At 61.6% G+C, this 24120-nt stretch carries 24 protein-coding genes; 13 read left to right on the plus strand and 11 right to left on the minus strand.

Annotation, left to right across the window (positions count from 1 at the left end; all coding sequences use genetic code 11):
• Window positions 1–8: 8 nt before the first annotated feature.
• Both B2V90_RS13385 and B2V90_RS13390 read right to left on the minus strand, forming a co-directional pair.
• Window positions 9–365 (minus strand): PH domain-containing protein, encoded by a 357-nt coding sequence (locus B2V90_RS13385; RefSeq protein WP_228223080.1) that lies wholly within the window; start codon window positions 363–365, stop codon window positions 9–11.
• On the minus strand, window positions 362–877 hold the full coding sequence (locus tag B2V90_RS13390; RefSeq protein WP_293921677.1) for a hypothetical protein: 516 nt from the start codon (window positions 875–877) through the stop codon (window positions 362–364). The genes B2V90_RS13385 and B2V90_RS13390 overlap by 4 nt, the downstream gene beginning before the upstream one ends.
• Before the next feature lie 346 nt (window positions 878–1223).
• On the opposite strand from B2V90_RS13390, the gene B2V90_RS13395 reads away from it, so the two are divergent.
• The 3 genes from B2V90_RS13395 (at window position 1224) to B2V90_RS13405 (ending at window position 4749) form a co-directional block, all read left to right on the plus strand.
• A complete protein-coding gene (locus tag B2V90_RS13395) occupies window positions 1224–2360 on the plus strand; it encodes a glycoside hydrolase family 43 protein (RefSeq protein ID WP_293921679.1) in 1137 nt (378 codons plus the stop codon).
• Window positions 2361–2526: 166 nt separating this feature from the next.
• Window positions 2527–3846, plus strand: a complete 1320-nt coding sequence (locus tag B2V90_RS13400; RefSeq protein WP_228223083.1) for a chloride channel protein — start codon at window positions 2527–2529, stop codon at window positions 3844–3846.
• A 48-nt stretch (window positions 3847–3894) separates the two neighbouring features.
• Window positions 3895–4749, plus strand: coding sequence for a glucose 1-dehydrogenase (locus B2V90_RS13405; RefSeq protein WP_009822143.1), 855 nt, complete (start codon window positions 3895–3897; stop codon window positions 4747–4749).
• Between the two features lie 69 nt (window positions 4750–4818).
• On the opposite strand, the gene B2V90_RS13410 is transcribed toward B2V90_RS13405, so the two are convergent.
• The 3 genes from B2V90_RS13410 to B2V90_RS13420 all read right to left on the minus strand — a co-directional run bounded on the left by B2V90_RS13410 (window position 4819) and on the right by B2V90_RS13420 (window position 9473).
• Window positions 4819–5172 carry a UrcA family protein gene (locus B2V90_RS13410; RefSeq protein ID WP_228223084.1) on the minus strand — a complete coding sequence of 118 codons (354 nt, stop codon included), beginning with the start codon at window positions 5170–5172 and terminating at the stop codon, window positions 4819–4821.
• Window positions 5173–5761: 589 nt separating this feature from the next.
• Entirely contained in the window at window positions 5762–6580 is an 819-nt protein-coding gene (locus B2V90_RS13415) for a phosphotransferase family protein (protein WP_228223085.1), read from the minus strand.
• A 70-nt stretch (window positions 6581–6650) separates the two neighbouring features.
• Window positions 6651–9473, minus strand: a complete 2823-nt coding sequence (locus B2V90_RS13420; RefSeq protein WP_228223086.1) for a calcium-binding protein — start codon at window positions 9471–9473, stop codon at window positions 6651–6653.
• A gap of 427 nt (window positions 9474–9900) precedes the next feature.
• Here B2V90_RS13420 and uvrA point away from each other — a divergent pair, with 427 nt between their 5' ends.
• The 8 genes from uvrA (at window position 9901) to B2V90_RS13460 (ending at window position 18270) form a co-directional block, all read left to right on the plus strand.
• Window positions 9901–12816 (plus strand): excinuclease ABC subunit UvrA, encoded by a 2916-nt coding sequence (uvrA, locus tag B2V90_RS13425; protein WP_293921683.1) that lies wholly within the window; start codon window positions 9901–9903, stop codon window positions 12814–12816.
• 74 nt (window positions 12817–12890) lie between these two features.
• Window positions 12891–13826: a hypothetical protein gene (locus B2V90_RS13430; protein ID WP_228223089.1), complete on the plus strand. Its 936-nt coding sequence runs from the start codon at window positions 12891–12893 to the stop codon at window positions 13824–13826.
• 708 nt (window positions 13827–14534) lie between these two features.
• Entirely contained in the window at window positions 14535–14729 is a 195-nt protein-coding gene (locus B2V90_RS13435) for a stability determinant (RefSeq protein WP_228223090.1), read from the plus strand.
• Window positions 14730–14917: 188 nt separating this feature from the next.
• Entirely contained in the window at window positions 14918–15262 is a 345-nt protein-coding gene (locus B2V90_RS13440) for a hypothetical protein (RefSeq protein WP_228223091.1), read from the plus strand.
• A gap of 160 nt (window positions 15263–15422) precedes the next feature.
• Window positions 15423–16568, plus strand: coding sequence for a hypothetical protein (locus B2V90_RS13445; RefSeq protein ID WP_228223092.1), 1146 nt, complete (start codon window positions 15423–15425; stop codon window positions 16566–16568).
• A 209-nt stretch (window positions 16569–16777) separates the two neighbouring features.
• Window positions 16778–16990: a cold-shock protein gene (locus tag B2V90_RS13450; protein WP_009822156.1), complete on the plus strand. Its 213-nt coding sequence runs from the start codon at window positions 16778–16780 to the stop codon at window positions 16988–16990.
• A 158-nt stretch (window positions 16991–17148) separates the two neighbouring features.
• A complete protein-coding gene (locus B2V90_RS13455; RefSeq protein ID WP_037542818.1) occupies window positions 17149–17352 on the plus strand; it encodes a hypothetical protein in 204 nt (67 codons plus the stop codon).
• 486 nt (window positions 17353–17838) lie between these two features.
• Window positions 17839–18270: a DUF1810 domain-containing protein gene (locus B2V90_RS13460; protein ID WP_228223093.1), complete on the plus strand. Its 432-nt coding sequence runs from the start codon at window positions 17839–17841 to the stop codon at window positions 18268–18270.
• 92 nt (window positions 18271–18362) lie between these two features.
• On the opposite strand, the gene B2V90_RS13465 is transcribed toward B2V90_RS13460, so the two are convergent.
• The 5 genes from B2V90_RS13465 to B2V90_RS13485 form a co-directional block, all read right to left on the minus strand.
• Window positions 18363–18704: a hypothetical protein gene (locus tag B2V90_RS13465; RefSeq protein ID WP_228223094.1), complete on the minus strand. Its 342-nt coding sequence runs from the start codon at window positions 18702–18704 to the stop codon at window positions 18363–18365.
• 98 nt (window positions 18705–18802) lie between these two features.
• Window positions 18803–19030 (minus strand): helix-turn-helix domain-containing protein, encoded by a 228-nt coding sequence (locus tag B2V90_RS13470; protein ID WP_228223095.1) that lies wholly within the window; start codon window positions 19028–19030, stop codon window positions 18803–18805.
• Window positions 19027–19446 carry a ribbon-helix-helix protein, CopG family gene (locus B2V90_RS13475; RefSeq protein ID WP_228223096.1) on the minus strand — a complete coding sequence of 140 codons (420 nt, stop codon included), beginning with the start codon at window positions 19444–19446 and terminating at the stop codon, window positions 19027–19029. The genes B2V90_RS13470 and B2V90_RS13475 overlap by 4 nt, the downstream gene beginning before the upstream one ends.
• Window positions 19447–19625: 179 nt before the next feature.
• On the minus strand, window positions 19626–20798 hold the full coding sequence (locus B2V90_RS13480; protein WP_293921692.1) for a DUF3363 domain-containing protein: 1173 nt from the start codon (window positions 20796–20798) through the stop codon (window positions 19626–19628).
• On the minus strand, window positions 20702–21670 hold the full coding sequence (locus tag B2V90_RS13485) for a relaxase/mobilization nuclease domain-containing protein (protein ID WP_228223098.1): 969 nt from the start codon (window positions 21668–21670) through the stop codon (window positions 20702–20704). The genes B2V90_RS13480 and B2V90_RS13485 overlap by 97 nt, the downstream gene beginning before the upstream one ends.
• A 297-nt stretch (window positions 21671–21967) precedes the next feature.
• Between B2V90_RS13485 and B2V90_RS13490 the strand changes: the two genes are divergently transcribed.
• Both B2V90_RS13490 and B2V90_RS13495 read left to right on the plus strand, forming a co-directional pair.
• The gene (locus B2V90_RS13490; RefSeq protein ID WP_266103227.1) at window positions 21968–22102 is read left to right on the plus strand and encodes a hypothetical protein; all 135 of its coding nucleotides are present in this window, start codon (window positions 21968–21970) and stop codon (window positions 22100–22102) included.
• Window positions 22103–22123: 21 nt separating this feature from the next.
• On the plus strand, window positions 22124–23029 hold the full coding sequence (locus B2V90_RS13495; protein ID WP_228223099.1) for an IS1595 family transposase: 906 nt from the start codon (window positions 22124–22126) through the stop codon (window positions 23027–23029).
• Between the two features lie 111 nt (window positions 23030–23140).
• Here B2V90_RS13495 and B2V90_RS13500 read toward each other — a convergent pair.
• The coding region (locus tag B2V90_RS13500; RefSeq protein WP_293921696.1) for a hypothetical protein at window positions 23141–24120 on the minus strand (980 nt) is incomplete at its 5' end.

The following is a 24120-nucleotide window of genomic DNA, read 5'->3' on the forward strand; positions in this document are numbered from 1 at the left end:
CAAAACCGTTACAAGTCCAGATGCTCCTGCGCATTCTTGAGACGCCGGACTGGTAAGGCGACGGCGGTGTCGCCGCGCACATCGATCACGACGGTGGCGAGGCTCTTGTTCCAGATGCGCTGGCGAATGGTGTTGAGCTGGTCGCGCGACAGCGGCTGATCATCATGGGAGACGAATACGACCGCGGGCACGCCTTCGACATCGAAGACGGCGCGTGCGCCGATCGCACCATCGTCGCTCAGCATCGCGCGCAGTTCGAGGGCGTAAGGGTGCGTGTCGGGCACGTCATCGGTGCGTAGATGAAGCTGCGCCGGCTCGGCCGAATAGCCGAGCCGGTCGAGCCAGCCCTGCAGCATTTCGCTCATCGACCGACCGCCTTGGCTGTTGGAGACGGTGCTGATGCAACCGCGGCATCGCGCACCGCGCGGACCGGGAAAAGCTCTAGCTGGCCTTCACGGCGAGTGGGCGACGGCAGGCCGAAGCCCTCTCGGAGGACCTCAAGATGTTGGTCGAGACCGAAAATGAGGACGTCCTCGCCGTCCCCTGGAATTTCGCCGGGGCCAAGCAGCTCCCAGCGATCATTGCCATATAAGGCTATGCGCCGTCCTGAGAGCGCGATGAACGACGTGCGCTTCAGCGTCTGGCGCCAGCTGTCGAACAAATCCTTATGCCCCTGCAGCTCGATGCGGAACTGCCGATGCAGAGTCGTCGCCAGACGGAGCACTAAAATCGTCTGCCAGCTATATTGCGCCGGCGCGCCCTTGCGACACGGCTGCCCGTCCGCCGGGATGAGCGCACGCCGGACCGCCCATTCACGTAGCAGATCGACGGAAAGGCCGGTCAGGCGGCTTGCTACTGGCGTGACGACATAATTCATCAAACGATCCAAATTGGGTATCATGCCCGACCTTCCCCCAAGGACGAGTACTCCCGGTAAAGCGGCTTCATGGCTCCTTAGCCGGCGATCAACACCGCCACTCTCCGAATGTTTACTATATGATTGCTGGCGAGATTCTGCTCCCTTTAAAATCGATTTTTCCGATTTATCATCAATGGGTTATAAGAGATTTGGAAGTGAGGTCTGGTACTTTCGTTTACCGCCGTCGCGCCGAAGGCTGAAGCGCAAACGCGCATCTTCGTCCAAGGCGCTGGAACAAAAGCGTGGACGTCACCGCCCTTCCGATGGTAGCGCTATCTTGATAAATGCAATCGGGAGAGGATGCATGATGCGCAAATCCATTTTGACCTTTGGTGCCGTGGCCGCCGCCGCGCTGACGGCGGGCTGCCAGCAACCGGCCGACACCAGCGCCAACGCTACAAACGCCCAGCAGGCGGCGGGCAAGCGCCCGGCTTCCGACTATCTGTCGCAGCCGCTGGTAAAGGATATTTTCACCGCCGACCCGTCCGCCCATGTCTGGAACGGAAAGATCTACGTCTATCCCAGCCATGATATCGACGGGCCTACGCCCGAGGATGATCTGGGCAGTCATTTCGAAATGCGCGACTATCGGGTGCTGCGCATGGACCGCATCGGCGGGCCGGTGACGCTTGGCCCGGTCGCGCTCGACGTCGATGACGTGCCCTGGGCGGAAAAGCAGATGTGGGCGCCCGACGCCGCGAAGAAGGGCGACACCTATTATCTCTACTTCCCGGCGAAGGACAAGGAAGGCGCCTTCCGCATCGGCGTCGCCACATCGAAGGACCCGATGGGTCCGTTCAAGGCACAGCCCCAGCCGATCAAGGGCAGCTATTCGATCGACCCGGCCGTCTTCACCGACGATGACGGGCAAAGCTATATGTATTTCGGCGGCATCTGGGGCGGCCAGCTGCAACGCAATGTCAACGGGGCCTATGATCCCAACGGGTCTAAGACCGACCTTGGCCAGGATGACAAGCCCGCGCTTGCCCCGCGCGTCGCGAAAATGACCGGCGACATGCTGGAATTTGCCGAAACGCCCCGCGCCGTCCAGATCGTCGATGACCAGGGCAAGCCGCTGCTGGGGGGCGACCATGACCGCCGTTTCTTCGAAGCGTCGTGGATGCACAAATATAAGGGCAAATATTATTTCAGCTATTCGACCGGCGATACCCATTATCTGGCCTATGGCATAGGCGACAGCCCCTATGGCCCCTTCACCTACAAGGGGCGGATCATGGAGCCGGTGGAGGGCTGGACCACCCATCATTCCATTGTCGAATGGAATGGGAAATGGTGGCTTTTCTATGCCGACACCCAATTGTCGGGGCAAACCCGCCTGCGCAACGTCAAGGTGACGGAACTTCATTATAATCCGGACGGCACGATCCAGACGATCAACCCGTTCGTTACCAAGGCAACGCAGGGCACGGCCAAGCCCTGATGCGGCTTTTCCCGGTCGCCGGTCTTGCCTCTGCGGGCTGGCGACCATAGAGGGAAGGCGCAAGGCCGATCGTTGGCCTTTTCAGCCGAACCGCGGAGCAGCCTGTGGCCCAGCCCACCCCCCTCGTCGCCCTTTCCACTCCGTCAGGCGGGAAGTCCGTCCGGGTATGAGCATCACGGGCCGCCGATGGACCATGCGGCGCGTGCGCGCGCTGATCCGCCACACCGGCCCGACGTCGCTCATCTTCCGCCGCCGTCTCGCGCTGATGGGCGGCGCTATTCTCGTTGGTCTTGCCGCGCTGCTCTTCGCGCGGGCGGCCGACGCCAGCAGCGAAGCCTTCGATCACCTCGCGGGGCAATGGCCCTGGCTGCCACTGGTCCTGACCCCGCTCGGTTTTGCCGGCATCGCCTGGATCACCCGCCGCTACGCCCCCTTCGCCGGCGGATCGGGCATTCCGCAGGTCATCGCCGCCACCCGCCTGCCCGAACAGATTGGCGGGCGGCTGGTCGACCTGCGCACCGCGCTGCTCAAGGTCGCACTGACGCTGGCGGGCCTGCTGGTGGGCGCATCGGTCGGACGCGAAGGCCCCACGGTCCAGATTTCCGCCGCCATCCTCGCCCGCGTCCATTCGGTGCTTCAGGTGCCTCTGCGTGCATCGGTCATGGTCGCGGGCGGCGCGGCCGGTGTCGCGGCTGCCTTCAACACGCCGCTCGCCGGGATCAGCTTCGCGATCGAGGAACTGGCGTCGGCCTATGAACAGCGCATGACGCTGCTGGTCATCACCGCCGTCATCATCTCGGGCATGGTCAGTCTGGGGCTGGCGGGCGACTATGTCTATTTCGGCGTCGTGGCCGCGCATCTGCCGCTCGGCTCCGCGATGGTCGTCGCGCTGTTCGCCGGCGTGCTGGGCGGCCTGTCGGGTGGCCTGTTCGCCCGTCTGGCGCTGGCGGCGGCGACCAGCCGCAACCGCCTCACTGATTTCAGCCGCGCCCATCCGATCCGCTTTGCCGCCTGCTGCGGCGCGGTCGTCGCGCTGATCGGGGTGTTGACCGGCCTTACCTGGGGCACCAGCTACGCGCCCGCCCGCCACCTCATCACCGGGGGGCAGGAACCGCTCTGGTTCGCCCCGGCAAAATTCATCAGCACGCTGGCGACCAGCATCTCCGGCATTCCCGGTGGCATTTTCGCGCCCTCGCTCGCGACCGGCGCGGGCTTTGGGAACCTGCTACGCTGGATGTTCCCGGAGCAACAGGGCAGCGCCGTCGTGCTGCTGGGCATGGTCGCCTATTTCACCGGAGTGGTTCGCGCGCCGCTCACGGCCGTCATCATCATTTCCGAAACCACCGGCAGCCGCGGCTTCATGCTCCCCTTGCTGGGCGCGGCGCTGGTCGCGGATGGCGCGGCGCAGCGCGTGTGCAAGGAACGCCTCTATCACGGCCTGTCGCGCAATTTCCTCGACCGCGCGAAGGCGGCCCCGCCCGGCTGAACAAAAGCGGCGCGACATGGGTTGGCCCTTTTTGCGAAGGAGAGCCCCATGTCCGACAGCTATGAAGAAATGATCCGGGAAGACGGCCTGCCCGGCCATGAATCCAGGGTCGATCCCAAACCCGAATGGGAACCGCGCTATCCCGGCTCGGGTCGCCTCGCAGGCAAGGTGGCGCTCGTCACCGGCGCGGACAGCGGCATCGGCCGCGCCGTCGCCGCGCTTTACGCCCGCGAAGGCGCCAACGTAGCCATCCTGTATCTGTGCGAACATGATGATGCGCGCAAGACGGCAGACATCGTCGAAGCCGAGGGACGCGAGGCCCTGACCATCGCGGGCGATGTGGGCGACAAGGCCTTTTGCGACAGCGCCGTCGCTCAGGTGATCGACCGCTTCGGCAAGCTCGACATTCTGGTCAACAATGCCGGCGAACAACATCCCGATCAGGACATCACCGACATTACCGAGGATCAGTTGCGCCGCACGTTCCAGACCAACATCTTCGGCATGTTCTTTCTGACGCAGGCGGCGCGGCCGCACCTCAAGGAAGGCGCGGCGATCGTCAACTGCACGTCCGTCACCATGTATCAGGGCGCGTCCGAACTGCTCGATTACAGCAGCACCAAGGGGGCGATCACCGCCTTCACCCGCAGCCTGTCGGAAAATCTGATCGGGCACGGCATCCGCGTCAACGCCGTCGCGCCCGGGCCGATCTGGACCCCGCTCAACCCCTGCGGCGGCGCGAGCGAGGAGAAGCTGGAGCATTTCGGCGAATCCACGCCCATGGGCCGGCCCGGCCAACCCAATGAGGTCGCGCCTGCCTTCCTCTTCCTCGCCTGTCAGGACGCCAGCTATATGAGCGGCCAGGTGCTTCACCCTAATGGCGGCATGATCGTCAACGGCTGACACTGCCCTGATCATGACAAAGGCCCGGAGCGCATCCGGGCCTCTGTTCGTTAGCGGGCGGAAACACCATCAATTCCCGACGATCGCGCGCGTCTCCTTGACCGTCTCACTGCCGGCATCGGCATAGCGCTCACCGGTTTCGGCGCGGGCGATGGCCGCGGCCATGGGCGCTTCGACATGGGCGATCGCCTTGGACTTGCAGGACAGCGCGGTCATGCGGTCGCTCGACGAACAGACGCGAGCCGCGGCGCGGGCGATGCGGCTGCGCAGCGTCTTCTGCTGGTCGGCATCGGCCAGGTTCAGGTCGCCATGATAGACTTGCGCGGTCCGACCATTGGACACGAAATCCTCGGCCTGGGCGGCGCCTGCGGTCAGGGCGAATGCGGCGGCCACAGGTGCGGCGAGCGTAAACATACGGAACATGGGCAAATCTCCTCTTGTCTCTGTCATGACCCGCGCCGCCTGTTCAGGGGGGCGTCGCGGCGCTGGGTGCGAACGGGCGGCGCTTCTTTGAGGTCTGGATGGGGTTTGAAGCGCCCTCTCCCGTTCGCCTGATCCTTTTATGCCCAGTGCCCGCCTGTCGCTCGCCCGCTTCGACCGGGTGCACGCCGCGTCGGCGAACGGCGCGACCATCGACAAAGGGGGGACAGGCAGGGGACGAACGGCGCGACGAACGACATGGCCAGCGCCGCCAACGACAGCGCACCGTAAGGGAATAAGCGAATCGTAACGAAATCGCCGCATAAAGAAAACGCCCCCGGCGCAAGGGATTGCCGGGGGCGTATCCAGGCGCTGTCGGGCACTCCGGATCGGGGTAAACTGTCAAAAGGCAGACGACGCTATTAGCGGTGAACCGTGCCTTAACATGATCGATCATAGCGGACGGGCCGTGCATCGCCGCCGTCCTTCGACGATCCGCCGCCGCGTCCCGCCCGGCGGCGTTTCCTGTCGACAAGGCGCGGGCCAGCGCCGACCAACGACATGAGGGCGGGCCGCCCGCACCCGCGACAGCCTAAAGCGGCGGCAACCCCGCCTCGCGCAGCGCTCGGGCGACATAATCGGCAAAGGCCGCATCCCGCGCCGGCGCGCGCTGGCGCATCCAGGCCAGCGCCACAAGCGCCCGCCACGCGCCCAGTGCTTCCTTGTCCAGCCCCGTGCGCGCACGATAGCGCCGCAGATACCATCCGGCCGCCGCGTCCCGCATAACCGCCTCCGCCCGCGCGACGTCGCCGCCTCCGCGCGCCGGGCCAAAGCGCATCACCATCTCGGTCCGCACCAGATCGGTGGCGATCGTCCCGCAGGCCGCGCGCGACCAGTCGATCACGCCAACGCCAGCGTCTGTCACGATCAGATTGCCGGGATGCAGGTCGCCATGGCTCAGATGGTCCCCTTCATTGAGCAGGTCCAGCCGCGCAATCGCCGCTTCGCGCAGTGGCTCGGATATGTCGGCGGCGGCGATATCCTCGGCCAGCACCGCCTTGCGGCTGCGCAGCGCCGGCGCGTGGCAGCGCTGGATGCGCTCCTGAAGCTGCGCCATCTGCTCCAGCGCCCAGGCCGCGCGATGCGGATGCCGGGCCATATAGGTCAACAGATTGGGGCCGCGCATCTCGGCATAGAGGATCCCCTGCCGGCCTTCGACCCGCGTCTCGCCGAACACCGCCGGCACCGGCAGGCCGCTCGCCTGTACCACCCGCGCTATCGCATATTCCCGCGCGACGATCGACGGATCGATGCCGGCATGGAACAGCTTGAGCACCCGCCCGCCCTCAAGCCGATACACCTGCGCGCTCGCGCCCGCGGCGATGAAGGTTGCAGGATCAGGCGCGTGCATCGCCCGCCCCTCTGCCCGCTCGACGGCCGCTTGGCCAGCCCGTTTGTCGACGGATCAGCGCTATGCGGCTTTACACCACGACAAAATCCGCGCCCGTCAGCGGCGGATGCCCCGCGACCATGCCGAACAGCACTGCCGCACCGCCCAGTGACCCGTCAGCGTCGTAGAAGAGTTGCCCGCTATCCGTGTCATAGATGATGCGCTGATCGGCCGAGGTCGCCGTGCCGCTGGCATTGGCCACGAACGCGCTCGCGTCCAGCTTGCCAAGGTTCAGCCCGGCAAAGACAGCGTCGTCCAGTTCGATGACATCCACGCCTTTCTGAAAATCCAGGATCGTGTCGACATTGGTCGCCGCGTTCAACACGTCGCCGAAATGGAAGCGATCCGCGCCGCCGCCGCCGGTCAGCCTGTCCGATCCCGCCCCGCCGTCCAGCAAGTCGCCAAAGCGCGACCCCTGCAGCGTGTCGTCGCCGCCATGGCCCAGCAGGCTGATGCTAGCCGACTTATCGACCCACACCGCGTTCAGCGAGTTGTTGAGGTCGTTGCCCTGCGCCACCACGCTCGCCCCTTCGGCCACGCCCACCAGCCGCAGCCCTTCGACGTTGGCGCCCAACCGATAGCCGACGCTGCTGGTGATGACGTCATAGCCCTCACCCGCCTGCTCATAGACCAGATCGGTTACGCTATCGACGACATAGCTGTCATTGCCACGGCCGCCGCGCATGGTATCGGCCCCGGTCCCGCCATCCAGCAGGTCGTCATAGCGCGAACCCAGCAGCCGGTCGTTGCCACCCCCGCCCAGCAGGCTGACCTTCGCCGACTGGTCGACCCACACTGCGTTAAGTTCGTTGTTGAGGTCATTGCCCTGCGCCACCACGGTCGCGCCGGCGGCCACGCCGATCAGCCGCACCGCCTCGACATTGTCGCCCAGTGCATATCCAATGCTCGACGTCACCACGTCATAGCCCGCGCCCGCCTGCTCGACCACGATGTCGCCGGCATTGTCCACGACATAGCTGTCATTGCCCAGGCCGCCAGTCATCCGGTCCGCGCCCGTCCCGCCGTCCAGCAGGTCGCCATAGCGCGATCCCTGCAGATCGTCATTGCCGCCCTCGCCATAGAGACGGATTTGCGTGCCCGCCGCCGGCGCGACATTGACCCAGACAGCGTTCAACCAGTTGTTGCCCGCATTGCCATGCGCATCGACTGCGCCCTGGATGCCCATCAACCGCAGTGCCTCGACATTGGCGCCCAGCGTGTAGCTGACGCTGGTATCGACCGTGTCGAACCCTTGGCCCGCCTGCTCGATCGCCACGTCGCCCGCATTGTCGACGACATAGGTGTCGTTACCATTGCCGCCGGTCATCTTGTCTGCACCCGTGCCGCCATCCAGCAGGTCGCCATAACGCGAACCAAGCAGATTATCGTCGCCACCCTCGCCATAGAGCCGGATTTGCGTGCCCGCGGCCGGCGCGACATCGACCCACACGGCGTTCAGAAAATTATTGCCCGCATTACCATGAGCATCGACCGCCCCCTGAATGCCCATCAACCGCAGCGCCTCGACATTCGTCGAAAGCGTGTAGCTGATGCTGGTATCGATCATGTCGAAACCTTCGCCGGCACGTTCGACCACCGTGTCGCCAACATTATCGACGATATAGCGGTCATTGCCCTGACCGCCCTCCATCCAGTCCGCGCCCGTGCCGCCATTCAGCAAATCGACGCCAGCATTGCCATATAGATGATCGTCCCCCGCGTCGCCATATAGGACATTGTCTCCTACGTTGCCGCGAATGTCATTGGCTGCTCTGTTCCCGGCGCCATCAATATCCAACGCTCCTATCAGCGTCAGATTTTCGATATGGTCGGCGAGCGAATAGCTGACACTCGACGACACTTGGTCCAATCCCTGATCCTGACTTTCGACAACCACGTCATCAATCTGATCGACGATGTAGATGTCGTCCCCATCGCCACCGACCATATAATCCGCGCCGGATCCGCCGTCGATCAGATTGGCACCCTGGGTTCCAAACAGACGATCATTGCCCGCATAGCCGCGAATGTTGAAAGCATTGATGTCCGTAAAATAGCCATCAACGATGTTATCTCCGTCACTGGCGTCCAGAGTGTCGACATATTTACGATAGTCGACATACAGGTCTGTTCCGGAACCGATCGTGTAGAAGCGCAAAAACTCCTGGTTCACGGCGAAGCTGACGATATTGTCGGTCGCCGCATCGCCATTGGCATCGATTTCGATCGTGGCGACACCGCGAACAATCGAATATTTGACCTGTCCAGCCACGCCGGTGAAGGCATCGACCACTTGGGGGCTGACGCCGGCCGCACCATCGGCCTTGATGACGATCCGGTCGTCCGCATCGAAATCGGCGATGACCAGCGTGCTGGACTGGCTGCCGGGATGAATCAGAAATTCATCTCCTCCTCCGCCCCCCAAGATACTGTCCTCACCACCTACGGACAGCGCACTCTGCCCGCTCAAAAACTCGTCATTGTGTCGCGATCCGATGATAAAATCGGTTTGCCCGGACAGATGGAATGTCGGACCGACAGGGATGTGGATGACGTCATCCAGTCCTTCAGAATAGAGAGCGCGGTAGTTTAGTGGAGCCAAAGACGCATCGACGAACAGACCGTGGCCGGCTTCGGCAAAAACCTCCATCACGCCATCGGTCAGAGTGTAATTCCGGACAATGCCCAGATAATTATAGCGAATCTCGGTGATCGCCGATTGAAGGTCGCCACCAATGAACTCCCCGGCGCCAATGAACTGACCGCCCGTGACGCTGCCATCGACGCCACTGATGACCGCCAAATTGTCCGCGCTATTGCCGACGGTTACATATGTGCCGTTTTCGCCTGCCATGAAATCCCCCGATTCAGCCCGCGATCCAGTGATGACAGGCCCAATCACGCCGGATCCGGCTGTTGATTTCGAAGGTTCGCCATTGAGCCGTAATTGGGACTTAGATTATATTCGGCGCGCTTCACCACCTTTGACAATCAATGCGGCGGCAAAAGTCGGCAGCCCATGACGTTGCCAGCGTATCTCACTGAAGGTTGGTTATATGTCAACGACGTGGGCGGGGTCCACTTTGATTATGCGGCAAAAAACGAAGCCGATCACGCTTTGCACTTCGAGAACAGCGACTGCCAAGGTGCGCCAGCGGTTTCGCAACCGCCCTCGCATTTGCCCCTTCGCCCACCTATCTTCCACTCTGGACCCTTGCCAGGAACGAAGATAGAACATCCCTCATGAGCCTTACCCACATCCAGAAGCAGAGCTTTAGCGAATGCTGACCCACATAAGCGTCCGCGGTGCGCGCGAGCATAATCTCAAGGGCGTCGACGTCGACCTGCCGCGCGACAGCCTCATCGTCATCACCGGCCTGTCGGGCTCGGGCAAATCCTCGCTCGCCTTCGACACCATCTATGCCGAAGGACAGCGCCGCTATGTGGAATCGCTCTCCGCTTATGCGCGCCAGTTCCTGGAGATGATGCAGAAGCCCGATGTCGAGCATATCGAGGGCCTTTCGCCCGCCATCTCCATCGAGCAGAAGACGACCAGCCGCAATCCGCGCTCGACCGTCGCGACCGTCACCGAAATCTACGACTATATGCGCCTGCTCTGGGCGCGGGTCGGCATCCCCTATTCGCCCGTCACCGGCGAACCCATCAGCGCGCAGACGGTCAGCCAGATGGTCGACCGCGTGATGCTGTTGCCGGAAGGCACGCGCTTCTACCTGCTCGCCCCCGTGGTGCGCGGGCGCAAGGGCGAATATCGCAAGGAATTGGCGGAGTGGCAGAAGGCGGGCTACACCCGCGTCCGCATCGACGGCGAGATGTATCTGATCGAAGACGCCCCCGCGCTCGACAAGAAATATAAGCATGACATCGAAGTCGTAGTCGACCGCCTCGCCGTCGACGCGGAGATGGGCACGCGCCTCGCCGACAGTTTCGAGCAGGCGCTCAAACTCGCCGATGGCCTTGCCTATGTCGATCTGGCGGACGGCGTCGTGCCGGGGCGTGAGGACGAAGCCGCTTCCCCCGACAAGAAGATGAAGGGCGCTGGCGTCCCCGCCAACCGCATCGTCTTTTCCGAAAAATTCGCCTGCCCGGTCAGCGGCTTCACGATTCCCGAGATCGAGCCGCGCCTCTTCTCCTTCAACGCCCCCATGGGCGCCTGCCCGGCCTGCGACGGGCTTGGCGAGCGGCAGGAGTTCGACCCCGAACTGGTCGTACCCAACGAGGCCCTCAGCCTCAAGAAAGGCGCGGTCGTCCCCTGGGCGAAATCCAATCCGCCCTCGCCTTATTATATGCAGGTGCTCGGCTCGCTCGCCAAGGAATTCGGCTTTTCGCTCGACACGCCCTGGAGCGACCTGCCCGACGAGGCGAAGCGCATCATCCTATACGGTACCGGCGGCAAGTCGGTCACGCTGCGTTTCCAGGACGGCCGCAAAAGCTATGAGGTGAAAAAGCCGTTCGAGGGCGTCATCGGCAACTTGAACCGCCGCCTGCTGCAAACCGACAGCGCCTGGATGCGCGAGGAACTCTCCAAGTACCAGCGCGCCCAGCCCTGCGAAACCTGCCACGGCGCCCGCTTGAAGCCCGAGGCGCTGGCCGTGAAGATCGCGGGCGAGGACATCTCCATCTCCACACGCCGCAGCGTGGTGGACGCATTGGGTTTCTTCTCCACCCTCCCCGCGCAATTGAACGACCAGCAGAACCAGATCGCCAGGGCCATCCTCAAGGAAATTGTCGAGCGCCTGGGCTTCCTCAACAATGTCGGCCTCGACTATCTCAACCTCGACCGCACGTCCGGCACCCTGTCGGGCGGCGAGAGCCAGCGCATCCGCCTCGCCTCCCAGATTGGCAGCGGCCTGTCGGGCGTCCTCTACGTCCTCGACGAACCCTCGATCGGCCTGCACCAGCGCGACAATGATCGCCTGCTCGTGACCCTGAAGCGCCTGCGCGACCTCGGCAACAGCGTCATCGTCGTCGAGCATGACGAGGATGCGATCCGCGCCGCCGACTATATCGTCGACATGGGGCCGGGCGCGGGCGTCCATGGCGGCACCATCGTCGCGGAAGGCACGCTCAAGCAACTGCTCAAGAACAAGAAAAGCCTCACCGCCGATTATCTGAACGGCACCCGCCGCATCGACGTGCCGGCCAAGCGCCGCAAGGGCACGGGCAAGAAACTCACCGTCCACAACGCCCGCGCCAACAACCTCACCGGCGTCACCGCGTCGATCCCGCTGGGCACCTTCACCTGCATCACCGGCGTCAGTGGATCGGGCAAGTCCAGCTTCACCATCGACACGCTCTACGCCGCGTCGGCCCGTGCGCTCAATGGCGCGCGCATCATCGCCGGCCCGCATGACAAGGTGTCGGGGCTGGAGCATTGCGACAAGGTGATCGACATCGACCAGTCGCCGATCGGTCGCACCCCGCGCTCCAACCCCGCCACCTATACCGGCGCCTTCACCAACATCCGCGACTGGTTCGCGGGCCTCCCCGAAGCGCAGGCGCGCGGCTACAAGCCCGGCCGCTTCAGCTTCAACGTCAAGGGCGGCCGCTGCGAAGCCTGCCAGGGCGACGGCGTGCTCAAGATCGAGATGCACTTCCTCCCCGACGTCTATGTCACCTGCGACGTATGCCACGGCGCGCGCTACAATCGCGAGACGCTGGAGGTGAAGTTCAAGGGCAAGTCCATTGCCGACGTGCTCGACATGACGGTCGAGGATGCGGTCGAATTCTTCAAGGCCGTCCCCCCCATCCGCGACAAGATGGCGATGCTCGCGGAAGTGGGCCTAGGCTATATCAAGGTCGGCCAGCAGGCGACGACCCTCTCGGGCGGCGAGGCCCAGCGCGTCAAGCTCGCCAAGGAACTCTCGCGTCGCGCCACCGGCAACACCCTCTACATCCTCGACGAGCCGACCACCGGCCTCCATTTCGAGGATGTCCGCAAACTCCTCGAAGTCCTCCACGCGCTGGTCGATCAGGGCAACAGCGTGGTGGTGATCGAACATAATCTCGACGTCATCAAGACGGCGGACTGGATCATCGATATGGGACCGGAAGGCGGCGTCAAGGGCGGCGAAGTCGTCGCGGAAGGCACACCGGAGAAGGTGGTGAAAGAGAAGCGGAGCTTTACGGGGCGCTATCTCGCGCCGTTGCTGGGGTTGGAGGCTGTGGCGGCGGAATAGCCAGCATTATCACTTGACCGCAATGATACCCATGTATTTTATCCGATCACGGCATCAAAAAGTGGGATCATCCAGTGGCCAAACGACAAAAGAACCATCAAGTGAGAGCCTCCTTTCATTATTTGGTTAAGTCGATCCAAAATGGTGACGATCCTGATGATGCAGTTGAAGAAGGCTTCACTGATGAAGAGTTCCAAAGGGTTATCGCTAGAATCTCTGATTTAACTCCTTTAGATGAAGCAGACGAGAATGTAATTCAGCTCATTAAGACAGGTAAGAACCTTCCGTTCAACCATTATGAGATTTTAGACGGAGCTGTTCATTTTGGCGACTTCGAAGGTGCATATTATGGACAAAAATATAGAAACAATCGGTTAGGGGTTATTTCGGCGGAGAGCCTTAATCTGCGTAATTTCCATTACTTAATCACTAAGTTGAGAGACGGAAAAATATTAGTCGGCATAACTTATCATGGCCAATTTGGTGATTATGACGGTATAAAAAGCTGCTTATCTCATATCTTGCATGGAAATTACCGCGTGGCTTCCAAGACGCTGAGGAGCGTTTCGACGGAAATCGGGCGGGGACACCCAATCTCTCTGAAGCTCGCGTATCGAAAAGCCAACAACCGACCTGAACGAAAAGCGCTATTTGGCACATCAGGCGTCTTCGCAATTAAAAATTCGGAATACGGAGAAGATTTCGAAGATCGAGTTAACGAAGTCGCGAACAGAATGCGAGGCACTGCTGCAGAACGCAAACGAGTGCTTGCAGAGGTCGTTAACGCTGGAAGTTTGCTAGAACTTGATGATGACGATATTATCGGCTGCTCTGTCCTCGTCAGGGAAGACAGGTCGCAACGCACAGTTTATTTTCTAGGAGATAATAACTTTTCGACAAAATTTCCGCTACAGGTTGACGTTGACGGGGATGGAGTAGCCGATCGAGATCAGGTGAAAATGGAAATGATCAGAATCATGCGTGAAAGTATCATTCCTCTCATAGTATGAGGCCCGTCAGTGCTGCTGATCTGGAAAGATGTATATAAATCCTATCATGGGGATGGAGAGAGACACATCTTTCGTATCTCGGTGATCATCATCACGTCTATATTGATTTCTGTATTTGGTGCTGACCTCTCAAAAAATTCATTCCAGAATATAGCCCTGATTATTACCGTTTTAACCGGGTTCACTTTTTCAGCGCTATTCTCCGATCATTCGATGGCTGGGAGTGACCTTCCACCACCTCAAAACGAAACAGATCGTCACGAGATCGAGGTTTTAAAATCACTCGGGGTAAATTTCCGATCTCGATCTCGTTTGTTTATAATCTTGTCTATAACTGATTTAATCCTGATATTTATTATTAGCATTGGGTTATACGTCGATCATGGCCCAATTTGCTCCGCTATTGGATCATTCTCGGCAGAGAGCGTTCAGCGATGTTCAATCATTTTCGTCGCCATAAAAAATGTCGTTAGTGGTTTGTTCAATTTCACGACGATGGTCATTTTTTTTGAGTGTCTGTATACGTTCTATAGGTTGTCGGAAACCATGATGTCTGTTGTGGACATGAGGCGAGATTATTTGGAAAGTCGCCAGAAAAACGGGGCTGCAACTTAACGCCTCACGAGAAGAGACTACATTAGCTGGGTACGACAATCTTCAACGCTGATCGTAATTGGCACTTCCGCCCTTCCCTGATACCCTCCTCTCATGACCAAACTCACCCCTATCGAGTCCGAGTTTGCGACGACCGAGGAAGCGGAAGCCTATGACGCCTGGTTTCGCGCCGAGGTGGAAGCCGCCATGGCCTCGGACCAACCCGGCATCCCTCATGATGAAGCGATGGCGCGGATGCAGGCCATCATAGACCGCCGTAAAAAGGCGGACAAACACAAGACTGCTTAGTCCAACCGATTGTCTGACGTAGCTCACCCCAACTATAGTCTTGTATATCGCGTCATGACCGACCGCATTCAGATATTGGCGCTTCTTCACACCCGCCAGCAATATCCCTAGCGCCCACCCGCAACGCCCGCTAACCCCTTGTCCCACGGCCCCGACTCCCGTCGCGCGCCGTTTCAGGGGGGACTTTCATGAAATCATTTGCCGCCACCGCTGCGCTCTGCGCTGCCTTGTTCATCGCGCCTGCGGCCCAGGCCGATGATGGCGACGACAACGCCTTTGTGCTCGTCAACAAATCGACCGTGGACGCCATCCAGTTCTTTACCAAGCGCAAGGATGGCAGCTGGTCGAAGGACTGGCTCAAAATGCCGCTCAAGCCCGCCGCCACCCGGCCGCTCAAATTCTTCGAAGGCGATGAACGTTGCGAGGTGCAGACCCGCATCGTCTTTTCCGACGGCAGCGAATTTGACAGCCCGGTCGATTATTGCGGCGTGACCAATCTGGTCGTCACCGACAAGAATATGTTCACGCAATAAAAATGGCCTTCCCCGCCCCCTGACGCCTACCGGGGCGGTGACAAGGGGGCGGGCATGCCGCGCAACCACGCGCACGCCCAAAATCCTATTGCCCTGTCCTACACCCGCCCCATCTGCCTACCCTTTGGGCAAGCCTCATTCTGGAAACAGGAGCCTTGCCATGACCGCGATTCTGCCGCCGCCCGTCCCCTCGCTCCCCGATGACCTCCCCACCCCGGCCGATGCGACCCGCGCCGATGGGTGGACGCCCGCGCGGCAGCGGCGCTTCCTTGAAACGCTCGCCGCCACCGGCGTCATCATGCTCGCCTGCGAAAGCGTGCGCATCACCGCGCGCAGCGCCTATAATCTGCGCATCCGTCACGATGGCGCGGCCTTTCGGCTGGGCTGGGACGCGGCGATCCTGATCGCACGCGACCGTCTCGCGACCGATCTGCTCGCCCGCGCGATCACCGGGCAGGAGGAGGTCAGCCGCCGCGATCCCGACAATTATGAGGTGCGCCGCCACCGCCATGACAATCGCCTCGCCATGTCGATGCTCTCCCGGCTCGATCGCATGGCCGATGCGCCCGCCGAAGGCTCCGACGCCGCGCTCGCCCGCATCGTCGCGCAGGATTTCACCGCCTATTGCGACATGATCTGCCCCTATGCGGTCATGCTGGACGAAGTGGCCCGCGACGAGTTGCCCCTTGCCGGTCACGAACCATCCGCCCGCACCAGCGCCGACGCGCAGACCCTGCTGGGGGAACGGCCCGGCGATCCCGACCCGGTCGAGGACGAGGCCGCCCTGCTGGTGACGTCCGCCGCCTCCGTCGCCATGTTCATCGCGGTGCGCCGCAATCTGTTGTCCACCACCGCGCAGGGCGGGCCGCTTGGCCCCGTCGCCCATGGCGAAACCGGGCTGAACCCGCCCTTTTCCGCCGCCCATGAACGGTGTGAACTTCGCCCGCCTGAGGCCTTTCCCCACCTCATGGACCTGCCGCCGGAGGAAGCCGCCGCCGGGCTGCGCGGCGTATGGTGGGACACGCTCTACAACGCCTGGCGCACCGATTTCCCCCCGCCGCCCGACTTCACCGGCGAAGAAACCGACGAGATGTATGATCCCGACGATTATCAGCGCGAACTGACCATGGACGAGGAACAGGCCGTCGCCCGGCAGCTGGAGGCGGAATATCGGCCCTATAAGGAAGCGGCGATCCGCGCGCGCGACGCCTATTTCGGCTTCGACGCGGCGGCGGCCGGGCGCGACAATGCCGCCGATTCGGCCGAGCCGGCCGGCGCGACCCGCGCGGCGGACCCTCCGCACTGATCCTGCCCCTGTCGTCCTTCGCCGGCCCCAAATGCCGCGCCGCCCGGTACCGCGATTTGCTATTGCACGCCTGATGCCCTATATGGGACGGGCTACAGTCGCAAATCGACGGTCTTCGGCGCTTTGCGGCACCAACTTCCTTCTTTCCCTGCCTCTCTGGCCCTTGGCCCGCCCATACGGGGCGCGCCGCAAACAAGAAGGAATACCCAATGGCCATCACCGGCACCGTCAAATTCTTCAACGCCGACAAGGGCTATGGCTTCATCGCTCCCGATGACGGCACCCCCGACGCGTTCGTCCACATCACCGCCGTCGAGCGCGCTGGCCTCGCCACGCTGCGCGAAAAGGACCGCGTCTCCTATGATCTGGAGCAGGACCGTCGCGGCAAGATGGCGGCGGTAAACCTCACCCACGCCGAATAAGGCGTCCGGGCGGATCGCGCGCGTCGCGGGCCGCCCATCGCTTAACAGAAAGGCCCCTGCCCGCCCGGCGTTCGCGCTGAGTGGGCAGTGCGGGCCGGCCGGGTGTCCATCCCATGATGCCCGGCCTTCTTCCCTGGGGATGCGAAGGACAATTATCCGTGGCCAATCCCGACTATCGCGCGCTCGCTGACAAGGCCCATGCCGAAGCGGACGCCGCCCTGCTCGACAATGTACGCGACCGCTGCCTGCGCTCCGCCGCCGCCTTCACCGCCATGGCCCAGCGCCAGGACCTGGGCGACCGCAACCGCGCCCGCCGCGAAGCCGAACTCGCCGCCACCGCCACGCCCGAAACCCCCGCCTGACCCCGTAAACGGCACGAAAACAGGAAAATGGTGCGCTTACGAGAGCGGGTGCGACTGTTAGAGGAGTTCCGGCCGAAAGCTTACGTCTGTGGCCAAGGTGGCTTTGGATCTTAGTTCGAAGTTCAGTTTGCCGACGATTTGGTCGTGTTCGAGAACTTGTATGGCAACGCCGTTTATCTGCTCTGCCAGGATTGGAGCGATATATATCAACGATCGCGTCTTGACCTTCTTCGCGACCAAGACGCTCACTTTGATCGGGTCGTTCATACGGATGGCTGGCAAGCGCGGCTGACTGCCTGCTCCACGATAAGCTGTTCAAGCGCGGATTGCGAAGGAGACGGAACGGCTATCGCCCAAAGCGTCGCGGTCGATAATGATCGGAAAATGAGCGTCTTCTTTTAGGAAGTCGAAAGGCAGTGCTGAATGGCGGAACGTAGCCCAACCCGGGCACGCGGAACGACCAGCTCCCGACCGCGTCATAGCGGCATGAGTAACGACCCGTATAACCTGAACCGCTTCCTTGCCGCCCAACAGTCCACTTATGCGGCCGTCCTTACCGAGCTGCGCCAAGGCAAAAAGACCAGCCACTGGATGTGGTTCATTTTCCCCCAGCTCGCTGGCCTGGGCCGCAGCCCTACCGCACAGCATTACGCCATCGCGTCACTGGACGAGGCTCGCGCCTATCTGGAGCACTCCACCCTCGGCGACCGCCTGCGAGAATGTGTGCGGACGCTGGAAGACCTGCCACACGGCAGCAGCGCGGTCGGTGTGCTGGGAGAGGTGGACGCCATGAAGCTACGATCGTCCCTTACCCTGTTCAAAGTCGCTACGGGCGATGACCTGTTCAGCGCCGCACTGGACCGCTGGTTCGACGGCGTGCGCGACGATGCCACCCTTCGGCTGCTGGCACGGCAATAACATCAGCGCGTCATCATTCCGTCGTCGAACACGAACGGGCCGCTGATATAGGGCTGGCGATCTGGATTTGGAGCGGATGCATGAGCAATCCGTCAAAGCCATGGGATGGAGTAGTGGTCCGTAAATGGCTGGCGCGCCGGTTGGACGTGTCGAAGCTGGATCAGGCTGCGGCCGACCGGCGCGGCTATTAGGCACGCGACGACTATGACAAGGCCGCCGCTGAGGAATGGGTATGCCGCGCCCTTCAGGCTCCAGATTGCACCGAAGAGCAGACCCCGTTTGCCCAGCGCCTCAAGGCGCTGATCGGCCAGGAGGAATATCACGCGACGGGCGTTTACGACGATGTGCGGTTCGAGCGCCATGTTCGCAGCCATCTGCGGAAAATCGCCAAGATGGCCAAAACGAATGAGGCGTTCGAGAAAATGCTGCATCATCAGTGAGCCGCATGCGTTTGCCGGTCTGAACGCAGACCTTCTCCGAGACCTGGCCCGGACAGCCACAGGCAGGGCGTAGCTGGCAGTCTGCTTTCCGTTCATCCCTTCTCAAGCCGCAGAACCAATGCCCTGATCTGCTCCATGGGAACAAGCGTAGCGCTGCCCAGCTTGAGGATTTTGATCTCACCATCGGCGATCAGCTCATAGAATTTGCTGCGCCGTATGCCCAGCATCCGGCAGGCATCGGGAACACGCACCGTGATCGGCTCGAACCCGTCGGGGGTGGGAAGGTCTGTTGTCTTCAGCGCGCGATGCTCCCGGCTCATTGCAAACTCCTCAGCTTCAAGGTTGCGGGGTCGTCCGTGGCGGGCGCGGCTTTCCCGGCAAACCGGTCGGCGATCTCGTCGATCAATTGCGCGAGCATCCTGGCCCCCACGGCCTGCGCCGCCTCATCGACCGGATGCATGGCGCCCATAATCAGCTGATGCCGGACCATCCGCGCCAGCACTTCCCAGACCAAGCCCTGGTTGCGGCGCAGCCATTGGGTATCGCGCTCTATCCGGGTCAGGCGGATGCCGATGCTCTCGTCGGATTTGGGTGCCTGCCGCCGATTGAACCAGGCGTCGAGCGCCTCGACCAGAATCTCGGATCGCGCGCGGCCTGAGCTCTTCGCCAGATGGTCGAGCCGTTTGCTCATCTCCTCAGGCAGGAACAGCTGATGTCGGGTCTTGTAGCTTTTCATAGGATGTCCGCCTGCCCATGGGGATGTCGGGTGGCAGCGGACCAGCCCTTTGCAGGGGGACATAAGAGCGATCCGCTACCGTGGGCGATTATCGCCGTCTGACCCGTCGCAAGGCTATGGTGCTGATGGGCGCGGATCGGCCTGGATCGGCCTGGATCGGCTCTGGGATCGGATGCTCCTCACATACCGCCGATGCTGGGACCGCTCCGCCCCCGGCCTATTGTCCGGTTGATCGACCGCCCGTCGCGCATGATCCCGGACAAGGGCTTTCCGACATGGCGTTCCAGATCGTCGCGCCACGGCACCAGGGTGAAGTCCCGCGCGCGTTCGATCAGCGCAAAGCGTCCGGAAGTCATATCCACGCTGCGCCTGAGCGTCCCCTCGACCCGTTCGCCCGGTTCGATCTGGGTGAACTTCAGGCCCATCTCGTTCGATAACTGCCCGGCCACCGCGCGCATCTCGCGGTCCCGCAAAATGCGCAGCAGGTTGGGCCGATAGAAGACATCCTCCCCCTGTCGCTCGGCCAGCTGCTGCTCGACCAGCCATTGCTGCCGCAGCGCCAGCGCCTTGCGGACCTCTGCGCCATAGCCTGTATCGGCAATGGCTATCCTGTCCGTCGCCACCAGTTCCCGATCCAGCCAGGTCGCTGCATGGACGCCGGTCTGTTCGAGGATCGGTCTCGAGGACAGCATCTCGACCTTCACCGGTTCGGCGCGCAGCTTGCGCTGCTCATAGGCCAACGCTGTATCGAGATGATCGGGACCGATCTTCCACGTCCCATCGGGCGCACGCTCGGGCTTGCCGATCGCCCTGCGGATCGCCTCCAGTCGGCGCACATGGGTCTGTGCAAAGCTTTCGGTCGCGGTGGGATCGTGCCGCAGGTGGATATCGACCGTATAGCGACCGCCATTTGCCTGGGCGATCCGAGCAACGGTCCGATCGACCGAACTTGCTTCGGCCCGCACGGGCGTCAGGCTGACCATGCCACCGATCGGTGTCGGCTCGGCGCTGACCCCGATATCGACATAATGGCTGCGCCCATCGACGCCGTCGACGATCAGATAGCGGCGCTCATGCTCATCGTCGGCGGTGCCCCGCTTCACCACCCTGCCGATGATGGGGCCTTCATTCTGTTCGGGCGTCTTGTCGATGCCATGGACGACAAAGCGATCATGCTTGATCCCGGGCGCTGATTTCTCCTGCGTCATCTCGCGGTGCATCAGGCGGATGATGTCGCCACGCATCCCCATATCGATCAGCGTCTGTTCCATGTGCGGGGCGAGCTTCCAGGCCAGCGGCCCCGATGGCTCCGCCAGTTCCATCCGCTCGAGCACACGGGCACGGGCGACCAACAGTTGCTGATGCTCGGGATCGAACGTGCGCTGACCTTCCTGTCCGCGCAGGTCGATGACCTGGTCGCGCGCCGTGGCGCCAGCATCATCCGGTCGAGCCGGGTAAGCCGTTCGGCATCGACCTCGCGCTCGAGCTGGTGACGCACCTCCAGCTCGCTCTGCGGCCCAAGCGCCTGGGTCATGATCTGCGACCCCCGATGGCGGATGCCATGGGCGATATAATCGCCCGCGATGTTGAGGGTCTTGCCGTCCTCGGTGATGCCCCGGACCAGGATATGGCTATGGGGATGACCGGTGTCGAAATGATCCACCGCCACCCAGTCGAGCGTCGTGCCCAGATCCTCCTCCATTTTCGCCATGAGGTCGCGGGTAAAATCGCGCAGATGATCGAAGGCGGGACCATCCTCGGGCGCGACGATGAAGCGGAACTGATGCCGGTCGCCTGCCCCGCGTTCTGCAAAGGCCTTTCCGTCCGCGTCATCGGCAAAGGTCGAGTAGAAGCGTCCCGGCTCGCCCTCGCGGCTGACGCCATCGCGTTCGAGATAGCGCAGATGGGACCGCATAGCAGCCGCCTTGCCCGCCAGCTTCACGACGCGCGCCTTCACCGTCACCCGCCGGGGCCGCACCCGCATGCCGCTGTTGCGGTCAAAGGACCAGCCTGAACCGCGCGGCACGGCGGCCGCGATCCGGGCGCCCCGGCCCCGCGCATTGAAACGCCCCGTGCGGGGCGCTGCAACCGCACCAGCATCGCCTAGCCGACGCGGGTCACCGCCGCGCCGGGCAACCTGCTTCAGTATCTCGGAACGCAGTCTGGCAGCGCGCGGCGGGCGGGCGCTGTCGCGCCGTGAACGTCCGACGCGGGGCTCGAACATATCGTCATCCTGTGCCATCGGCAGGATATGGCGAGCAAAGCCCCAAAGTCTCAAGTATCTCGTGCAAAAGCCCAAGACTTCTGCGGTTTTGCGTCCTACCGGTGATGATCCAGTCTCGCCCACGAGACAGGCCGTCTCTACAAAAAAGGATGTTCAGACAAGGGCTTGGCCGGGCAGATACGACGAAGCGTGTCGGCCTTTATCTTGCTATACACGCCTTACCCGACGCCTCTTCCTTATGTTCACTCTATGTTCTATTCTCACTCCTGTTTCGATTCTCAGGGGAAGGGCCAAGGCGTGAGCGTGCAGATCGAGGCAATGGATGGCGGCAGGCTTAGGCTGACCGGCGATGTCGAAGCCGTGCTGGCCCTTCCCGCCAACGCGGTAACGGATGGCTTTTCCTTCCCGTTTATCCCCTTGACGCATGTATGATGTTCTGCCATATACAATGGCATGAGCAAGAAAAGCCCTTCCGCCTCTCCTGAGTTCTCGGTTCGCGAGTTCTTCCAGCGCTTCCCCGATGATGACGCCTGCCTTGCCCACATCATGCAAGTGCGGTTTGGCGGCACCCGCTTTGAGTGCGGATCGTGTGGCAAGGAAAGCACCCACCACAAGCTCGCAACCCGCCGCACGTTCGTTTGCGCCAACTGCGGCCATCATGTGAACCCCACCGCTGGCACCATCCTGCACGACACGCGGACGCCGCTCGTTTCGTGGTTCTATGCCATGTATCTGTTCTGCACTACGCGCCACGGCGTTTCTGGCAAGGAACTGCAACGCCAACTGGGTGTGACCTACAAGACCGCATATCGCATCGGCCAGCAAATCCGCGACCTGACCGCCAAGGCGCAGTCGTTCGACGCACTGCTGGCCGGTCATGTTGAACTTGACGAAGCCTATGTTGGCGGGCGCAAGTCTGGTGGCAAGCGCGGCCGTGGCGCGCCGGGCAAGACGATAGTTATGGGCCTTATCAGCCGAGACGGCCCGATGAAGGCGGTTGTTATCCCCAACGTTAAGAAAGAGACGCTGCGCGGCGTCGTTCTGGACAACGTGGAGCCGGGTTCTGTCGTTTCGACGGACGAACTCTACAGCTACAACTTACTCACGGGTGACGGCTTCGAGCATGGCCGCGTGAGCCACGGCAAAGGCGAATATGCGGTCTATGACTACCGCAGCGGCAACACGTTCCACGTCAACACCGTGGAAGGCTTCTGGCGGCTGTTCAAAGCGTCGATCCGCTCTACCCATGTCCAGATCAGCGCCAAGCACATGCAGCGCTATCTGAGCGAGTTCACCTTCCGCGCGAACCACCGGCAGCGAGTGAATGGGATGTTTGATCTTCTGGTAGGGGCGCTGTGATGCGCCCAATTATCACCTCGAACTGAGCGCGATCAGCGGGGCCGACTTCCTCAGCTTCTACCTGTGCGACAAAATCGTGCAATCGCCCTTCGGACAGGGCTTGAGACAATGTTAGGAAGCTTGCCATGCTACCGCTGCCCTTTCATAAACTTGGTCAGCTTGCGCTTCTTCGATGACATTACCCGCTTGGGCGAGAATGTTGAAATATGATCCCATAGCATCCTTGCTTTTTACGACGGCCACGGTCGCGGGCGGGTTGTCGCTCAGAGCGAGGTCATGAAACATCGCTGCCGCAGGATATACAGACATGTGATTGTTTGAAACCGCTTGGAATGCAGCGTCTCTACCATCCAGATGAACAAGCGCGTCCACCGTCCAGCGCCTTGTAGATGGACCGACGATTCTTGCCTCCCGTTCGACGCGAGCCGAACCGAAAACGTCTTGAAGTCTTACAAAAAGATAGTCGGCTATTTCCGCCTCACCTTTGCGACTAACCTTCGACAGAACCTTCCAAGTCAGCCGTGTCGATAGTGCGGCAACATCAGCCATAGCGCTCGACAGCGCACTCGGGTCGGCCTCGGAAAGAAGCTCGCGTGTATTGTGCCACACTGCCGCATCCTCGGTCAGTATAGCGGCATTTTTGCTGAAAAAGGTATCGGCGCCGAGTTGTTCCAGTTCGCGATAGGCAAGGCCGCTATCGGTTACTGAATATCCAAACCGAGTAGATTTAATGCTGAGGCAGACCGCGCTGCCGCTAGGATAAAACAGGGGAAGGTTGACATTTACAACGTCACCCCATTTCCGGACGCCAACAAGCTGACCGATTGCTTCAGCAACAGCCGCGTCGATATCCGTTGAGATTTGAGCAACATTTGTCATTGTGTACACCAACTTAGGCTCCCAAGCGGGAGCCCCGATCTGCTCTATGCCGTTGATTCTAAACCTAACCCTTACCAAGTCAAGGAAGGCTTCGTAGGTAGGTGGGTCGGGGTCGATCACCTCTGCCCATGGCAGATTTCCCTCCCTCATGCGGCCTTGATCCTCCAGCCAATTGGGCAAATGGGTGTGGTGTGAAGCGTCCCGGGTTTTCC

The sequence above is a fragment of the Sphingobium sp. UBA5915 genome (assembly GCF_002431195.1).
GTDB classification, from domain to species: domain Bacteria; phylum Pseudomonadota; class Alphaproteobacteria; order Sphingomonadales; family Sphingomonadaceae; genus Sphingobium; species Sphingobium soli.

Excerpts from the sequence above, each read along its gene's own strand:
- B2V90_RS13385 (WP_228223080.1), bottom strand. The coding sequence starts at position 365 with ATGAGCGAAATGCTGCAGGGCTGGCTCGACCGGCTCGGCTATTCGGCC.
- B2V90_RS13390 (WP_293921677.1), bottom strand. The coding sequence starts at position 877 with ATGAATTATGTCGTCACGCCAGTAGCAAGCCGCCTGACCGGCCTTTCC.
- B2V90_RS13395 (WP_293921679.1), top strand. The coding sequence starts at position 1,224 with ATGATGCGCAAATCCATTTTGACCTTTGGTGCCGTGGCCGCCGCCGCG.
- B2V90_RS13400 (WP_228223083.1), top strand. The coding sequence starts at position 2,527 with ATGAGCATCACGGGCCGCCGATGGACCATGCGGCGCGTGCGCGCGCTG.
- B2V90_RS13405 (WP_009822143.1), top strand. The coding sequence starts at position 3,895 with ATGTCCGACAGCTATGAAGAAATGATCCGGGAAGACGGCCTGCCCGGC.
- B2V90_RS13410 (WP_228223084.1), bottom strand. The coding sequence starts at position 5,172 with ATGTTCCGTATGTTTACGCTCGCCGCACCTGTGGCCGCCGCATTCGCC.
- B2V90_RS13415 (WP_228223085.1), bottom strand. The coding sequence starts at position 6,580 with ATGCACGCGCCTGATCCTGCAACCTTCATCGCCGCGGGCGCGAGCGCG.
- B2V90_RS13420 (WP_228223086.1), bottom strand. The coding sequence starts at position 9,473 with ATGGCAGGCGAAAACGGCACATATGTAACCGTCGGCAATAGCGCGGAC.
- uvrA (WP_293921683.1), top strand. The coding sequence starts at position 9,901 with ATGCTGACCCACATAAGCGTCCGCGGTGCGCGCGAGCATAATCTCAAG.
- B2V90_RS13435 (WP_228223090.1), top strand. The coding sequence starts at position 14,535 with ATGACCAAACTCACCCCTATCGAGTCCGAGTTTGCGACGACCGAGGAA.
- B2V90_RS13440 (WP_228223091.1), top strand. The coding sequence starts at position 14,918 with ATGAAATCATTTGCCGCCACCGCTGCGCTCTGCGCTGCCTTGTTCATC.
- B2V90_RS13445 (WP_228223092.1), top strand. The coding sequence starts at position 15,423 with ATGACCGCGATTCTGCCGCCGCCCGTCCCCTCGCTCCCCGATGACCTC.
- B2V90_RS13450 (WP_009822156.1), top strand. The coding sequence starts at position 16,778 with ATGGCCATCACCGGCACCGTCAAATTCTTCAACGCCGACAAGGGCTAT.
- B2V90_RS13460 (WP_228223093.1), top strand. The coding sequence starts at position 17,839 with ATGAGTAACGACCCGTATAACCTGAACCGCTTCCTTGCCGCCCAACAG.
- B2V90_RS13465 (WP_228223094.1), bottom strand. The coding sequence starts at position 18,704 with ATGATGCAGCATTTTCTCGAACGCCTCATTCGTTTTGGCCATCTTGGC.
- B2V90_RS13470 (WP_228223095.1), bottom strand. The coding sequence starts at position 19,030 with ATGAGCCGGGAGCATCGCGCGCTGAAGACAACAGACCTTCCCACCCCC.
- B2V90_RS13475 (WP_228223096.1), bottom strand. The coding sequence starts at position 19,446 with ATGAAAAGCTACAAGACCCGACATCAGCTGTTCCTGCCTGAGGAGATG.
- B2V90_RS13485 (WP_228223098.1), bottom strand. The coding sequence starts at position 21,670 with ATGTTCGAGCCCCGCGTCGGACGTTCACGGCGCGACAGCGCCCGCCCG.
- B2V90_RS13495 (WP_228223099.1), top strand. The coding sequence starts at position 22,124 with ATGAGCAAGAAAAGCCCTTCCGCCTCTCCTGAGTTCTCGGTTCGCGAG.